We start from the raw sequence: 14,977 nt of genomic DNA on the forward strand, positions 1-14,977 counted from the left end.
CGATGCGGCTCATGCGCACCACGGATTGATTACCTCGACTCCTGGAAACTCGAAATCTCTTATATTGCGCGTAGCAACCGCAGCACCGTGAGCTCGGCAAATCGCTGCGATTTGCGCATCGGCCATGCCAACCGCCTTACCCTTGGCCTCGCATGAAGCGACAAGAGTTGCGTACTCAACAGCCGCATGGGCATCAAAAGACAGGATCCTGCCGGCAAAATCCTCTTCGAAGATGGCCATGGCATGGGATTCGAGCTTCTGCTTTCGCTTGCCGAAAGGCAGCCGAGCTATGCCATGAAGAATTTCCGCTACCGTGACAGCGCAGATAACCAGATCCATTGCGGGCTGCAAATCGACCCAAGTTAGAACCTTCGTGTCCGGCTCAGCGCGCATGAATTCGGAGATAACATTAGTATCGAGCAATATCATTCAGAGAAATCCACCGCCTTGGCTTTTTCGTCACGGGACGGTAGATCCAGCTCAACGCCCCCCAAAGCACTGAACCTGTTTCGAATACGGCTCCCAAGTCCTCCCGCAGGGCTTACCGTCGCTAGCGCGCGTCCCAAAATAAGACGAGCCTCTTCCTCCATGGAATGACCGTTATGAGCTGCGGCAATACGCAGCTGTTCTTTGATTTGATCATCAAGATTTCGAATCGTAATACTGGCCATAACGCCCCTGCAATCAATGAAATCATTGATTGCAGGCTAGTCGAAGACTCATCAAGTTGTCCAGCCGCCGTTACACACTGATCGCATTGGTAAACACCAGCCGATTCCCGAACGGATCACTGATGGTCATGTCCTGGCTGCCCCATGGCATGGCCTGGATTTGCGGGTGGGCGTAGCGGTATTGCTTGGCCATCAACTGTTGCTGGAACGCTTCCAGCTCATCGGTCTCGATCCGCAGCGCCGAGCCCGGTGTGCAATCGCCGTGGTGTTCGGACAGGTGCAGTACGCAATCACCGCGCGACACTTGCAGGTACAGCGGGTAGTCGTCACCAAAGCGATGTTGCCAGTCGACGCTAAAGCCCAGGAAATCGACATAGAACGCCAAGGCCTTGGTTTCATCGAAAATCCGCAGGATCGGGGTGGTCTTACCGAAGCTCATGGGTTGCTCCCTGGCTGAAATGACCCAGTTTAGATGGGTTGACCCCAATGCTTCGGCCTATCAGCCGGCTTCTTTAGTGTCGTAGTGCCATTATTGTGGCGCCAATTAACGTTATATCAGCCGCTTACACACCTTTAAAAATCCGAAACCCCTGGTGCAGATTGCCTTCCCGCGCGAGGAATCGACCTTCCCGGCGGCCGTTTGCCTGGCCATCGCGATAACTCGGGACGCCGTTGACCCATACGCCATCGATGCCCTCGGCAGCCCGTTGCGGTTGGTTGAAATCGGCGACGTCGCGGACGGTTTGCGGATCGAACAACACCAGGTCGGCCCAATGTCCTTCGCGGATTTCACCCCGTTCCTTCAAGCCAAAGCGTGCAGCCGAAAGGCCGCTCATCTTGTGCACGGCGGTGTGTAACGGAAACAGCCCGATGTCTCGACTGAAATGTCCCAGCACTCGTGGGAAAGCGCCCCACAACCGAGGATGGGGAAACGGGTCCTCGGGCAAACCGTCGGAGCCGACCATCGACAACGGGTGCGCGAGGATGCGTCTTACGTCGCTTTCGTCCATGCCGTAGTACACCGCGCCGGCAGGCTGCAGGCAGCGCGCGGCTTCCAGCAGTGGCATGCCCCATTCGGCGGCGATGTCGATCAAGTCCCGTCCGCTCATGTGCGGGTGCGGCGCCGACCAGGTGATAGTGATGCGATGGGCATCGGTCACTTGCTTGAGGTCCAGCGTCGAAGAGCTCGCCGCGTAGGGATAACAGTCGCAACCGACGGGATGGCTTCTGGCGGCACTTTCCAACGCCGCGAGCACCTGTGGGCTACGCCCCCAGTTACCTGCCCCCGCACATTTGAGGTGGGAAATGATTACCGGGCTCCGGGCATGACGGCCGATCTGGAAGGCCTCGTCCATCGCTTCCAGCACCGGTTCGAATTCGCTGCGCAAATGGGTGGTGTAGACCGCGCCGAACGCTGCCAACTCTTCACTCAGTTGCATGACTTCATCGGTCGACGCGCAGAACGCGTTGGCGTAGGCCAGGCCAGTGGATAAACCCAGCGCACCGTCCTCCAGGCTTTCGCGCAGTTGCTGACGCATGGCGGCGATTTCTCCTGCGCTGGCGGTGCGCAGCAGATCGTCCAGGTGGTTGCTGCGCAACGCCGTGTGCCCGACCAGTGCCGCGACATTGACCGCCGGCGTGGCGGCCTCCACCGCCGAACGATAATCAGCGAAACGTGGGTAGGCGAACGCCTGGGCAGTACCGAGCAGGTTCATCGGGTCCGGTGGATCGCCCCGCAGGCTGACGGGCGCAGCGCTGATGCCGCAATTGCCGACAATGACCGTAGTGACGCCCTGACTGAGTTTGGGCAGCATCTGCGGTTGGCGTATGACTACCGGGTCGTCGTGGGTATGCACGTCGATGAATCCTGGCGCCAGCACCCGGCCGGCGGCGTCGACTTCTTCAGTCGCCCGGGCGGCGCCCAGGTCGTCGCCGATGTGTTCGATACGACCGGCGCGGATCGCCACGTCGGCGCTGTAGCCGGGCTTGTCGCTGCCGTCGATGATCAACGCGTTGCGAATGAGCGTGTCGTAGTGCATGTCAGTCTCCCAGCGGCAGGTCGTCCTCGCCGCCTCGGTAATCGTCCAGGGCGAGCTTGACCCGCCGCAGGCGCTCTTGATTGTCTTGCGGATGGGCCAGCGCCAACTCGGTGGCGAGCACATCGATCGCCAACAGCATGCCGTAGCGCGCCGCCGTGGGTTTGAAAATGAACGAGGTTTCGGCGCCTTGCAGCGGCAGCACCACATCGGCCAGGTGGGCCAGCGGCGAGTCGGCACGGGTAATCGCCAGGACCGGTGCTCCGTAGCTGCGCGCCAGTTCGACCGCGCCGAGGAGCTCCGGGGTGATACCGGTCAGTGAACAGGCAATCACCAGATGCTGATCGCTCAGCGAAGTGGCCGTGATGCGCATCATCAGCGGGTCGCGGCAAGCGGCGATCGGGTAGCCGAAACGCACCAGGCGAACCTGCAACTCTTCACCGCACAGCGCCGACCACCCGCCGAGCCCGAACGCATGGATCATCCGCGCCTTGCCGATCATCCGTACCGCGTCGGCGAAGCGTGACTCTTCGAATGCCGACAGGTGCTGGCGCAGCGTTGACTCGATATCGCCGACGATCTGCCCATAAAACGCCGACTGCTCGGGCGCGCCCGTGGGGTCGAGGAAACGGCTGCCGACGCCACTGGCCTGGGCCAGTTGCAGGCGCAGATCGCGCAAATCGCGGCAACCGACAGTCCGGGCAAAACGCGACAGCGTGGCGCTGCTGACTTCGGCGCGTTGGGCCAGTTCATCCAGGCTGGCGGAAGCGGCAAATCCTACGTCGTCGAGCATCAGCCGCGCGATTCTTCCTTCGCCTGCACTGAAGAAATCCTGACGGGAGCGGATCTGGTAAAGGATGTCCATGGCGGCACCTGTGTTGAAGCGCGATCAGAGCACGCGCGCAAGCCCGAGGGTCAAGCCGAACGCGACCAGGGAGATCAACGTTTCGAGCACGGTCCAGGTCTTGAAGGTTTGGGTGACGGTCATATTGAAGTATTCCTTGATCAACCAGAAGCCGCCGTCGTTGACGTGGGAAAAGATCACCGACCCGGCGCCAGTCGCCAGCACCAACAGTTCAGGATGGGGATAACCGAGGCCGATCGCCACGGGCGCGACAATGCCCGAGGCCGTGGTCATCGCCACCGTCGCCGAACCGGTGGCGACGCGCATCAACGCGGCGAACAGCCAGCCCATGACCAACGGCGACAACTGGAACTCCTGGGCCAGCCCCACGATCTGCTGGGTCACGCCAGCGTCCACCAGAATCCGGTTCAAACCACCGCCGGCGCCCACCAACAGGGTGATGCTGGCCGTCGGCGCCAGGCACTCGTTGGTGAACTTGAGGATTGATTCGCGGTTGAAGCCTTGGGCCAGGCCGAGGGTCCAGAAGCTGAGAATGGTCGCCAGGAGCAAGGCGATCACCGAGTTGCCGATAAACAACAGGAACTGGTTGAAACCGCTGCCCGGTGTGGAAATCAGGTTGGCCCAGCCACCGATCAGCATCAGGACCACCGGCAACAGGATCGTCCCTAACGTGATACCGAAGCCCGGTAGGTTGGCACGTGGCTCGCGGTCGAGAAATTGCCGCTCCAATGGGTTCTCGGCCGGCAACTGAATGCGTGGCACGATGAATCTGGCGTACAGGGGACCGGCGATGATTGCGGTTGGAATGCCGATCAGGATGGCATACAGCAGGGTCTGCCCCACCGAAGCCTGGAATGCCTGCACCGCCAGCATCGCCGCCGGGTGCGGCGGGACCAGGGCGTGGACCACCGACAACCCGGCCACCATCGGCAGGCCGACCATCAGGATCGACACGCCGACCCGCCGGGCAATCGTGAATGCGATAGGCACCAGCAGCACAAAGCCGACCTCGAAAAACAATGGCAAACCCCACCAGGAACGCAATGCACACCATCGCCCAGTGAGCGTTGCGCTCGCCGAAGCGCTCGATCAGCGTCTGCGCCATCCGCTCCGCGCCGCCGGACTCGGCCATCATCTTGCCGAGCATCGTGCCCAAGGCCACCACCAGCGCAATGTGCCCCAGGGTTTTGCCCACACCCGCCTCGTAGGCGCCCACGACGCCGGACGGTGGCATCCCGGCCAGCAGCGCCAGGCCGATGGAAACCAGGGTAATCACGATGAACGGGTTGAGACGGTAGCGCGCGATCAGGACAATCAGCGCAATGATCGCAATCGCCGCGTAGACCAACAGCCAATAACCGAAATCAGGGGCCATGCGTTACTCCTCGAATGGGGTCACGTCGTTGTTTATGAAACTCATAAATCATTTCGAGAAGAAATCTACAAACCCGCTGAAAGTAATTTTCGCCCACAGACAAAAAATGTCGCGCTGGGACATCGCGACAAGGTGCCGATGAAAATCCACAGCCGAATTTTCATCGCCTGACAGGCCCCTCGTGGCGAGGGAGCTTGCTCCCGCTGGCCTGCACAGCAGGCCCCTGAAGCCAATCACTGGCCCCAAGGTTCTCGATTCCGTACCATTCCCCCCTGCTTTTCGCACCACTTCTCCGGCAGCCGACCCTTCACCGGCGCCCAATCAGGTAAACCATGAAACCAGCTCGTCTTCGCGCCGACGCCCTCGCCGGCCTCACCACCTCGTTCGCCTTGCTCCCGGAATGCATTGCCTTCGCCCTGGTTGCGCATCTGAATCCGCTGATGGGCCTGTATGGCGCCTTCATCATCTGCACCTTGACCGCCCTGCTCGGCGGGCGGCCGGGCATGGTTTCGGGGGCGGCGGGGTCGATGGCGGTGGTGATCGTCGCGCTGGTGGTGCAACACGGCGTGCAGTACCTGCTGGCCACGGTGCTGCTGGGCGGATTGATCATGATGGCGTTCGGGCTGCTGCGGCTGGGCAAGCTGGTGCGGATGGTGCCGCACCCGGTGATGCTCGGTTTCGTCAATGGCCTGGCGATCGTCATCGCGTTGGCGCAACTGGAGCATTTCAAGAGCGATGGAACCTGGCTGAGCGGCGCCCCGCTGTACCTGATGGCCGGCCTCGTGGCGTTGACCATGGCCATCGTCTATCTACTGCCGCGCCTGACCCGTAGCGTACCGCCGGCCCTGGTGGCAATCCTCGGTATTGGCCTGGCGGTGTACTTGCTTGGCCTGCCGACCCGGACGCTGGGCGACATGGCGCACATCGCCGGTGGCTTGCCGGTCCTTACCCTGCCAGATATCCCTTGGAACCTGGAAACCCTGCTGATTATCGCGCCCTATGCGGTGGTCATGGCGATGGTCGGCCTGCTGGAAACGCTGCTGACCCTTAACCTCACCGACGAAATCACTGAGAGTCGTGGTTATCCAGACCGTGAGTGCGTGGCATTGGGCGCGGCAAACATGGCGTCCGGCCTGTTAGGCGGCATGGGCGGTTGCGCCATGATCGGCCAGACGGTGATCAACCTGAGCTCCGGCGGGCGCGGCCGGCTATCCGGGGTGGTGGCTGGGGTGATGGTGTTGCTGTTCGTGCTGTTCCTGTCGCCACTGATCGAGCGCATTCCGTTGGCCGCGCTGGTGGGCGTGATGTTCGTGGTCGCTCAGCAGACCTTTGCCTGGGCCTCGTTGCGGGTGATCAACAAGGTGCCGGCCAATGATGTGCTGGTGATTATCGCGGTCACCGTCATCACCGTGTTTACCGACCTGGCCGTCGCGGTGCTCTGCGGGATTGTCATCGCGGCGCTCAACTTCGCCTGGCAACAGGCCCGGGAGTTGTACGCCGACACGCACCTGGAAGCCGATGGCAGCAAGCTTTATCGGCTGCACGGCACGTTGTTCTTCGCCTCGACCACGCCGTTCCTCAACCAGTTCGACACGGCCAACGACCCCGACCTGGTGACCCTGGACTGCCGCCACTTGAGCTTCGTCGACTACTCGGCCATCGCCGCGCTGATGACCCTGCGCGAGCGCTACAGCAAGGCGGGCAAGCATTTGCGGGTGTTTCATCTGTCCGAGCGCTGCAAGCAGATGCTCAAGCGCGCGGGTGTGCATCACGACTAAAGATTGCCAACACAAAACCCTGTGGGAGCGAGCTTGCTCGCGAAGGCGGCCGGTCAGTCGAAGCACATGTTGCCTGGTCTTCCGCATTCGCGAGCAGGCTCGCTCCCACAGGTCCTGGGTTTTACTTATGGATCTCACCAGCTCTGATGTAACTCACGCCATCTCATCAAGAATCCAAGCCACCACCGACGTGCGCTTCGGCGTCCACCCCAACAGCTCACGGGCATTCTTGCCGCGCACGCGACTGTTGGAGCCCAGGCCGTAATTGGCCATTTCATAACCCCACTCGGCTTCGGCCTCCGCCAGCGGCCAATCCTGCGGTTCGCCAAGGTTCAGCGCCTGAGCCATCGCGGTGGTCATCTCGATGAACGAAGCTTCACCGCTTTCGACGAAGTAGAACGTGCCTGGCTGGTTGCGGGTCAGGGCCAGGGTGTACAACTCGACCACGTCCTCGATGTGCACGTTGGACCAGATGTTCTGCCCCGGTCCGACATGCCGCACCACGCCTTTTTTTCGTGCCTGCTTGAGCAGGCGCGGCAGTTGCACGCTGTCACGCTTGACGCCCAGGCTGTGGCCGTAGATCAGCGTGTTGCAGATCACCGCCGAGTTCACGCCGTGCTTTGCCGCGTCGAGAATCAGGTTGTCGATCGCGACACGGGGCGCCTTGTCGGCGGTAGGTTGCGGCAGGGAGTCTTCGTAGTAGATGTCATCGCTGGCACGACCGCTCGATGCGTCGCCGACGATGCTCGAACCGCTGGTATGCAGCAACACCTTGTTCGAGCCCTTGAGCGCCTCGACCAACGCTTCGGCCGCGCCACGATGATCGCTACTGGCGGCGTTGATCACCGCGTCGGCGGCTCGTGCCTGTTTGATCAGCAGCGCGCTGTCTTCGAGGGTGCCGATAATCGGCGTGATACCCAGCGCGCTCAACTCGTCGGCTTGTTCGGCGTTGCGCACCAGGCCAGTGACCTGATGGCCGGCCCGCACGAGACCGGTGGCAATGGAACCGCCGATAAAGCCGGCAGCGCCGGTGACAAAAACATTCATGGGTAACTCCTTGGCGAGATCAGTGATGGGACGAGTATCGAGGAGCGTTCCTTGCCGAAACAGTCCACATTGCCCAAATCACTCTTGCCTTGAAGTCACGAATCAGCCTCTAAATTCTCGCGACGCGTAGTCGGCGAGCTTGCCTTGGATGAAGTCCAGGAAGCACTGGATCCGCAACGCCAGCTGGGAGTTGCGGTAGTACACCGCGTTGATCGGCTGGCGGTAGCCGCTGTTGGCATCGGCCAGCAGCACCTTGAGGCGATCGGCGCTGATATCGTCGCGCGTCATGAAATCCGACAGGCAAGCGATGCCCTGCCCTTGCAGCGCCAGGTGACGCACCGTTTCGCCGCTGGACGCGCTGATGGCCGGCTGGATCGGCCAGCGGTCACCGTGGATGTGGCGCAGCGGCCATTGGTTGAGCCCATCGTTCTGGGCAAACCCCAGCAGCGAATGCTCCACCAGCTCGGCCACGCTTGAAGGTGTGCCATGGCGCTTGAGATAGGCCGGGCTGGCGAGGATGTGCAACGGACTACATCCCAGCGACCGTGCGTGAAGCGTCGAGTCGGTCAGGGTGCCGATGCGGATGGCGACGTCTGTGCTTTGCTCGAGCAGATCGATGATCAGGTCGTTGCTGTTGAGTTCGAGCTGGATGTCCGGGTAGAGCGTGCGGAACTCTTCGATATGAGGAACGATGGCGTGCAGCATGAACGGCGATGCGGCATTGATCCGCAAGCGCCCGGCGGGGTTCTTCTGGCGGGAAGACAGGCGTTCTTCCAGCTCGTCCATCTGGTCGAGAATGCCCTTGGCATGCTCGAAGAAATACTTGCCTTCTTCAGTCAGGTCCATGCGCCGCGTGGTGCGGTTGATCAGCGTGGTATCGAGCTTGGCCTCCAGGCGCGACAACGTACGGCTGACCGCCGACGGCGTCTGCCCGACCTGCTCGGCGGCGGCGGAAATCGATCCGCATTCGATCACGCAGACAAAAATCTGCAACTCGTCGGATCTGGCTTTCACGTATCCCTTCCTTATCGACTGATCTCTCTTGTGGCGAGGGGATTTATCCCCGCTGGGCCGCGAAGCGGACCTGAACCAACGACGAAATATAACTGGATAAATGCATCGTCAGCCTCGGCGTCTGCTTCGCAGACGAGCGGGGATAAATCCCCTCGCCACAGGATAGTAGCGGGATACGTGGCAAAAAATGCCTATGCGTTTAGACCGAACACCTCAATCAAATGCCGCTCATACCGCGCCACATCTTCTTCGATGTTCGGACGTTTCATCACGTCCACGCAGAGAAACGTCGGCAGACCGGTCATCCCGAGGAACTGATTGGCCTTGTGAAACGGGAAATACACCGCGTCCACGCCCTTGGCTTCGAAGAAATCAGTCGGGTCGTCGAAGGCTTGCTGCGGGGCGTTCCAGGTCAGCGACAGCATGTATTGCTTGCCCTGCACCAGGCCACCGCTGCCGTACTTCTGTGAAGCATCCGAGCGGGTGCGGCCGTCGCTGGCATAGAGGCTGCCATGGCCTTCGGTGAAGACCTCGTCGATGTATTTTTTTACCGTCCATGGCGCCCCCATCCACCAGCCGGGCATCTGGTAAATGATCACGTCGGCCCAAAGGAATTTCGCGACTTCTTCCTTGATGTCGTAGCCGCCGTCGATGAGCGTGGTTTTTACATCCAGACCGCCACGGTCGAGCACGCTGAGCGCAGTGTCGTGCAGGGTTGCGTTATAGCGACCGTCGGAGTGAGCGAATTGTTTACCGCCATTGAGCAACAGGACTTTTTTCATCGGAGCCTCATTGGTTCCACGGCGTACACCGCTGGACGGCCGCCGAAGGGAAAGATTGAAAATGATGGCGGCAGAGTACCGATGAGCTTCGCGTGGAATAAGCAGCGAAACGACAAAACTGTTTTGATCTACACGCACGAATCACAGCTGGATTGTTGCCGTAAAATTCGCCGGCCCCTTTTACCAGGAGCCCACCTGATGAGTGAATTGCACGGTTTCATCCTGCACGCCAAGACCCGCCCGGAAAAAGCCGAAGCCTTCGAAGCGCTGTTTCGCGCCTACGTCGAACCAAGTCGTGCCGAGCCTGGCTGCATCGAATACCACATGCTGCGCGACCAGCAGGACCCGACCCTGTTTATCTTTTATGAAATCTGGGCCTCCCAGGCCGACCTGGAAGTGCATTCGAACCTGCCGCACATGAAGCAGTTCTTCGAGCAGCGCATGGACTATCTGGAACGCGACTTCGAGATTCGCCGCGTCGACATGCTTAGCCCATCCTCGGCTAGCCGCTGATCAACAGGTGGCCGCCGAGCACGCCAAGGCCAATAAAAAACACCCGCTTGAACAACACGGCGCTGATCCGCTGGCGCAGCCATTGCCCCAGCCACATCCCCAGCAGCGCCGGCACCAGCGCCAGCAGCGAAGCGCTCAGCTCGCCACCGCCCAGCGCACCGCGCCACAGCAGGCCGGCCGCCAACGCCACTGTTGAGACAGTGAATGACAGGCCGAGGGCCTGCACCAACTCATCCTTGCTCAAGCCCAGCGCTTGCAGATAAGGCACCGCCGGGATGACAAACACGCCTGTGGCCGAGGTGATCACACCGGTCAGCAGGCCACAGAGTGGCGCAAGCCAGTGTTCGTTCCGAGTGCTCACTCGCAACGTCGGCAGCAGCAACCCGCTCAGCGCATACAACACCAGCGCCGCACCGAGTGCCCGTACTGCCCAGGCGCCGCCCACCATGCCGATCCACAACGTGCCAAGGCCGGTGCCGATGAAAATCGCCAGCAGCAGCGGCCACAAGCGCCGGATCAATGCTTGCAGATGCCCGCCAGATGCCAGTTGCCAGACGTTGGTCAGCGTGGCTGGAATCAGCAACAACGCCGCAGCCTGCGTCGGCGCCATAGCCAAGCCGAGAAGTCCCATTGAAATGGTCGGCAGGCCGAGGCCTATCACGCCCTTGATGGTACCGGCCAGCAGAAAGGTGCCGATGACCAGCAAGGAAAGGGCCAGGCCGAGGTTCTGATAGAAGGCGAGGAGTGTGTTCATGGGCTTATCCTGATGTCCACGCCCGGGTTTGAAAATGTGCCATATACTGAGGGTGCCTCTTGTCTGGCGATAGGCAAAAAACCTCCATCGCCGCTTTCGCGAGCAGGCTCGCTCCCACAAGTGAAATGCAAACCCTGTGTGAGCGAGCCTGCTCGCGAAAGCGATAAACCAACCACCGCAGACTCATAGAGCTCCCATGCACTTCGATTTCACCGACCTGCGCCTCTACCTGAACATCCTCGACACCGGCAACATCACCGCCGGCGCCGCTCGCAGCCATCTTTCCCTGGCAGCGGCAAGCGCCAGGGTGCGCGCCATGGAGGCGTCCCTGGGCATCGACCTGCTCGAACGCGGGCGGCGCGGCGTCACCCCGACGCCGGCCGGTAAAGCCTTGGCCCAGCATGCCCGGGTCTTGCTGCAGCACGCCGACCATCTGCAACAGGACCTGGCCGAATACGCCAGAGGCGTCAAAGGCCAGGTGCGACTGCTGTGCAACACCAGCGCAATGACCGAATACCTGCCCGAACTGCTGGCCGGTTTCCTCCACAGCCACCCCAACCTGGACATCGACCAGCAGGAATTGCCCAGCTCACGGATCACCCATGCGTTGCGCCAGGGCGCCGCAGACCTGGGTATCGTTTCCGACGCGGTGGACACCGCGGGCCTTCAGACCTGGCCTTTTCGTGACGATCCGCTGGTCCTGATCCTACCGTCGGGGCATCCCTTGGCTGACGGCCGCACGCCGAGTTTCAGCGAGACCCTTCACCACGACTATGTCGGCCTGAACGCCACCAGCGCGCTGGCGGTCTACCTGGAGGAACAAGCGCTGCACACCGGTATGCGCATGCAGATCCGCATTCGCGCCGAGGGCTTCGACGGGGTGATCCGCATGGTCGCCCATGGCGCGGGTATCGCCGTCGTGCCGAAGGCCGCTATCGAACGCCGTCCATCCCAATCCTCCTATCACTGCGTGCCGCTGCAGGAGGCCTGGGCGCACCGGGCGCTGTTGCTTTGCGCACGGAATTTCGAACGTCTGCCGGCCTACGCCAAGGCCTTGGCTCGGCATCTGGCCGAATGATGCGCGCTTCTGGGCAGCCCGGTGTCGAGTTCAGGCATTTGCCTGGTCGTTCTCCACGCTAGGGTGCAGGTTCTTTTCTGCCACTTCGGAGCTCACATGACCGCCCCCATCACCGTCCTGCGCGATACCCATCCGCTGCCCGTACTCGATGCCTGCAAATGGGAAAAACTCGAAGGCGACCCGCACACCGTCAACCTCAACGCTTATACCAGCGAAGACGGCAGCAAGATCATGGGGACCTGGATCTGCACGCCCGGCAAGTGGCGGGTGGACTACGTGAAGTGGGAATACTGCCATTTCCAGGAAGGCTACTGCGTGATCACCCCGGACGGCATGGCGCCGATTCATCTGCGCGCCGGTGATATTTTTGTCGTCGAACCAGGCATGAAAGGCACGTGGGAAGTGGTCGAGACCGTGCGTAAATATTTCGTGTTTGCCTGAAACAAAAAAGCCGAGGGACCTCCTGTGGCGAGGGAGCTTGCTCCCGCTGGGTTGCGCAGCAACCCCAATTTTCATGGGCGCTGCGCACCCAAGCGGGAGCAAGCTCCCTCGCCACAAAAGCCTCTCGATATCACTGATCCTGTTGCGGCTTGCGATAGCTGTTCACAATCGCCGAGAAATCCTTGCCGCCCTCGCCCCGCTGGCTCATCGCCTGGTACAACTGCTGCGCCACCGCCCCCAGTATCACCGGCTGACGGGCCTGCCGCGCGGCTTCGGTGGCCAGGCCCAAATCCTTGAGCATCAGGTCCGCGCCAAAACCGCCGGTATATCCACGCGCCGCCGGGGCCGTTTCGATCACGCCGGGCCATGGGTTGTAGGTATCGGAACTCCAGCATCGACCGGTCGAACTATTGATGATGCCGGCCAGCACCTGCGTGTCGATCCCCAAGGCATCGCCCAAGGCCATGGCCTCGCTGACGCCGACCATGGAGATTCCCAAAAGCAGGTTGTTGCAGATCTTGGCGATCTGCCCGGTGCCGACTTCGCCGCAATGCACGATGTTGCGGCCCATTTGCGCCAGTACCGGTTGCAGGGCGGCGAACAGCTCAGGCGTGGCGCCGACCATGAAGGTCAGGGTGCCCGCCGCCGCGCCGCCGGTGCCGCCCGAGACAGGCGCATCGGCCATTGCCACTCCCTGCCTGGCAGCGGCAGCCGCCACGTCACGGGCGGTTTGTGGATCGATGGTGCTGCAATCCACCGCCGGCGTACCGGCGGCGATACCTGCCAGCACGCCGTCTTCGCCCAGCCAGACACTGCGCACATGGGCAGCGGCCGGCAGCATGGTGATCACCAGCGCCGCGCCCTGGGCCGCATCGCGAGGCGAGGCGCTGACGGTGCCACCCAGCGCCGCCAGTTCGGCCAGCACCGTCTGGTTCAGGTCGAACAGGTTCAGCGAATGGCCGGCTTTGAGCAGATTGCGCGCCATCGGGGCGCCCATGTTGCCGAGGCCGATAAATGCGATGTTCATGTCCGGCTCCTTAACGCAAGTTGATGGTGGTGTTCACACCGTCGTTGACGCTGTCATCGTCGAACCAGCGCGCGGTGACGGTCTTGGTCTGAGTGTAGAACTGCACCACTTGTTTGCCGTAAGGGCCGAGGTCGCCGAGTTTCGAGCCGCGGGAGCCAGTGAAGCTGAAAAACGGCACCGGCACCGGGATCGGGATGTTGATACCGACCTGGCCGACGTCGATTTCGCTCTGGAATTTGCGCGCCGCCGCACCGCTCTGGGTGAACAGGCCGGTGCCGTTGCCAAACGGATTGGCGTTGACCAGGGCGATGGCTTGATCGAGGGTATCGACCTCCAGCACCACCAGCACCGGGCCGAAAATTTCCTCGGTGTAGATGCGCATGTCGGTGGTTACGCCGGAAAACAGCGTCGGACCGACGAAGTTGCCCTGCTCGAAGCCCGGCACGCTGATGTCGCGGCCATCCAGTTCCAGCTTCGCGCCTTGCTGCACGCCGCTTTCGATCAATTCGAGGATGCGCGCCTTGGCTCGCTTGGAAATCACCGGGCCGACATCCGTGCCCGGCTCGCTGCCGGCATTGACTTTGAGTTTCTGCGCCAGCGCCTTCAGCTCCGGCAACCATTGCCTGGCCGCGCCCACCATCACCACCACCGAAGTGGCCATGCAACGCTGGCCCGCCGCGCCGAAACCGGCACCGACCAAGGCGTTCAGGGTTTGCTCGCGATTGGCGTCGGGCAGCACCACGGCGTGGTTCTTGGCACCCATCATCGATTGCACGCGTTTGCCATGGCGACCCGCCAAGTCATACACATGAGCGCCGACCGCTGTTGAGCCGACGAAGGAAACGGCCTTGATGTCCTTGTGGGTGCAAAGCGCATCCACCACATCCTTGCCGCCGTGCACCACGTTCAGCACGCCCGGCGGCACACCGGCCTCGATGGCCAGCTCCACCAGCAGCATGGTCGACAGCGGATCCTGCTCCGACGGCTTGAGCACGAACGTATTGCCGCAGGCGATGGCCATCGGGAACATCCACAGCGGGATCATCGCCGGAAAATTGAACGGGGTAATGCCCGCGCACACACCAATCGGCTGACGCAGAGTATAGGTATCCACACCACCGGCGACATTCTCGGCAAACTCGCCCATTTGCAGGGTGCCGATGGAGCAGGCGTGCTCGACCACTTCCAGGCCGCGGAAAATATCGCCTTCGGCGTCGGCGATGGTCTTGCCCTGTTCGGCGCTGAGCACCGCGGCGATGCGCTTGGAATGCTCGCGGATCAACGCCTGGAGCTTGAGCATGATGCGCATACGCGCACCGATCGGCGTCAATTTCCAGGTCTGGAAAGCACGCTGGGCTGCGGCGATGGCGGCATCGACTTCCGAGGCCGTGGCAAACGGTACCTTCGCCAGCACTTGTTGGGTGGCCGGGTTGACGATGTCGTGCCATTCGCTGGATTGGGACTCGACCCACTCGCCATCGATCAGCAATCTGACGGTTTGCAGGGCTGTGTCGCTGGGCGTAAGGGAAACGTTCATGCTGGCCTCCGGGATTGTTCTTATAGGATGCGCTGGTTCAGCAACGACCAAGGTGAAGA

The 14,977-nt window shown here is 61.6% G+C and carries 15 protein-coding genes and 1 pseudogene; 4 read left to right on the top strand and 12 right to left on the bottom strand.

Annotated features, from left to right (window positions below; translation table 11 throughout):
- Nucleotides 1-9 precede the first annotated feature (9 nt).
- The 6 genes and pseudogenes from PSH78_RS22950 to PSH78_RS22975 form a co-directional block, all read right to left on the bottom strand.
- Complete coding sequence (locus PSH78_RS22950; protein WP_305496990.1) at nucleotides 10-429, bottom strand: type II toxin-antitoxin system VapC family toxin; 420 nt, start codon at nucleotides 427-429, stop codon at nucleotides 10-12.
- Complete coding sequence (locus tag PSH78_RS22955; RefSeq protein ID WP_305496991.1) at nucleotides 426-671, bottom strand: plasmid stabilization protein; 246 nt, start codon at nucleotides 669-671, stop codon at nucleotides 426-428. Before PSH78_RS22955 ends, PSH78_RS22950 begins: the two co-directional genes overlap by 4 nt.
- 70 nt (nucleotides 672-741) lie before the next feature.
- Nucleotides 742-1,110, bottom strand: a complete 369-nt coding sequence (locus PSH78_RS22960; protein ID WP_305496992.1) for a glyoxalase superfamily protein — start codon at nucleotides 1,108-1,110, stop codon at nucleotides 742-744.
- A gap of 124 nt (nucleotides 1,111-1,234) precedes the next feature.
- Nucleotides 1,235-2,710, bottom strand: a complete 1,476-nt coding sequence (locus tag PSH78_RS22965) for an amidohydrolase family protein (protein WP_305496993.1) — start codon at nucleotides 2,708-2,710, stop codon at nucleotides 1,235-1,237.
- Nucleotide 2,711: 1 nt separating this feature from the next.
- Nucleotides 2,712-3,572 (bottom strand): MurR/RpiR family transcriptional regulator, encoded by an 861-nt coding sequence (locus PSH78_RS22970; protein ID WP_305496994.1) that lies wholly within the window; start codon nucleotides 3,570-3,572, stop codon nucleotides 2,712-2,714.
- Nucleotides 3,573-3,596: 24 nt separating this feature from the next.
- Nucleotides 3,597-4,947 (bottom strand): annotated as a pseudogene (locus PSH78_RS22975) (gluconate:H+ symporter).
- Nucleotides 4,948-5,279: 332 nt separating this feature from the next.
- Here PSH78_RS22975 and PSH78_RS22980 point away from each other — a divergent pair.
- On the top strand, nucleotides 5,280-6,725 hold the full coding sequence (locus PSH78_RS22980) for a SulP family inorganic anion transporter (protein ID WP_305496996.1): 1,446 nt from the start codon (nucleotides 5,280-5,282) through the stop codon (nucleotides 6,723-6,725).
- A gap of 153 nt (nucleotides 6,726-6,878) precedes the next feature.
- Here the strand turns inward: PSH78_RS22980 and PSH78_RS22985 are convergent, their stop codons facing one another.
- From PSH78_RS22985 to PSH78_RS22995, 3 genes are all read right to left on the bottom strand, one after another.
- A complete protein-coding gene (locus PSH78_RS22985) occupies nucleotides 6,879-7,772 on the bottom strand; it encodes an NAD-dependent epimerase/dehydratase family protein (protein WP_305496997.1) in 894 nt (297 codons plus the stop codon).
- A gap of 102 nt (nucleotides 7,773-7,874) precedes the next feature.
- On the bottom strand, nucleotides 7,875-8,786 hold the full coding sequence (locus tag PSH78_RS22990; protein ID WP_305496998.1) for a LysR family transcriptional regulator: 912 nt from the start codon (nucleotides 8,784-8,786) through the stop codon (nucleotides 7,875-7,877).
- A gap of 191 nt (nucleotides 8,787-8,977) precedes the next feature.
- Complete coding sequence (locus tag PSH78_RS22995) at nucleotides 8,978-9,568, bottom strand: NAD(P)H-dependent oxidoreductase (RefSeq protein ID WP_305497000.1); 591 nt, start codon at nucleotides 9,566-9,568, stop codon at nucleotides 8,978-8,980.
- 198 nt (nucleotides 9,569-9,766) lie between these two features.
- Here PSH78_RS22995 and PSH78_RS23000 point away from each other — a divergent pair, with 198 nt between their 5' ends.
- Nucleotides 9,767-10,081 (top strand): putative quinol monooxygenase, encoded by a 315-nt coding sequence (locus PSH78_RS23000; protein ID WP_305497001.1) that lies wholly within the window; start codon nucleotides 9,767-9,769, stop codon nucleotides 10,079-10,081.
- On the opposite strand, the gene PSH78_RS23005 is transcribed toward PSH78_RS23000, so the two are convergent.
- Complete coding sequence (locus tag PSH78_RS23005) at nucleotides 10,071-10,835, bottom strand: sulfite exporter TauE/SafE family protein (RefSeq protein WP_305497002.1); 765 nt, start codon at nucleotides 10,833-10,835, stop codon at nucleotides 10,071-10,073. The two genes, PSH78_RS23000 and PSH78_RS23005, sit on opposite strands and share 11 nt — an antisense overlap.
- Nucleotides 10,836-11,031: 196 nt before the next feature.
- On the opposite strand from PSH78_RS23005, the gene PSH78_RS23010 reads away from it, so the two are divergent.
- Nucleotides 11,032-11,913: a LysR family transcriptional regulator gene (locus PSH78_RS23010; RefSeq protein WP_305497004.1), complete on the top strand. Its 882-nt coding sequence runs from the start codon at nucleotides 11,032-11,034 to the stop codon at nucleotides 11,911-11,913.
- Between the two features lie 96 nt (nucleotides 11,914-12,009).
- Nucleotides 12,010-12,354 (top strand): cupin domain-containing protein, encoded by a 345-nt coding sequence (locus PSH78_RS23015; RefSeq protein ID WP_003177747.1) that lies wholly within the window; start codon nucleotides 12,010-12,012, stop codon nucleotides 12,352-12,354.
- A 130-nt stretch (nucleotides 12,355-12,484) separates the two neighbouring features.
- On the opposite strand, the gene mmsB is transcribed toward PSH78_RS23015, so the two are convergent.
- Both mmsB and PSH78_RS23025 read right to left on the bottom strand, forming a co-directional pair.
- Nucleotides 12,485-13,381, bottom strand: a complete 897-nt coding sequence (mmsB, locus tag PSH78_RS23020; protein WP_305497008.1) for a 3-hydroxyisobutyrate dehydrogenase — start codon at nucleotides 13,379-13,381, stop codon at nucleotides 12,485-12,487.
- A 10-nt stretch (nucleotides 13,382-13,391) separates the two neighbouring features.
- Complete coding sequence (locus tag PSH78_RS23025; protein ID WP_305497009.1) at nucleotides 13,392-14,918, bottom strand: CoA-acylating methylmalonate-semialdehyde dehydrogenase; 1,527 nt, start codon at nucleotides 14,916-14,918, stop codon at nucleotides 13,392-13,394.
- Between the last annotated feature and the right edge of the window lie 59 nt (nucleotides 14,919-14,977).

The organism is Pseudomonas sp. FP198, from assembly GCF_030687895.1.
Taxonomy (GTDB): domain Bacteria; phylum Pseudomonadota; class Gammaproteobacteria; order Pseudomonadales; family Pseudomonadaceae; genus Aquipseudomonas.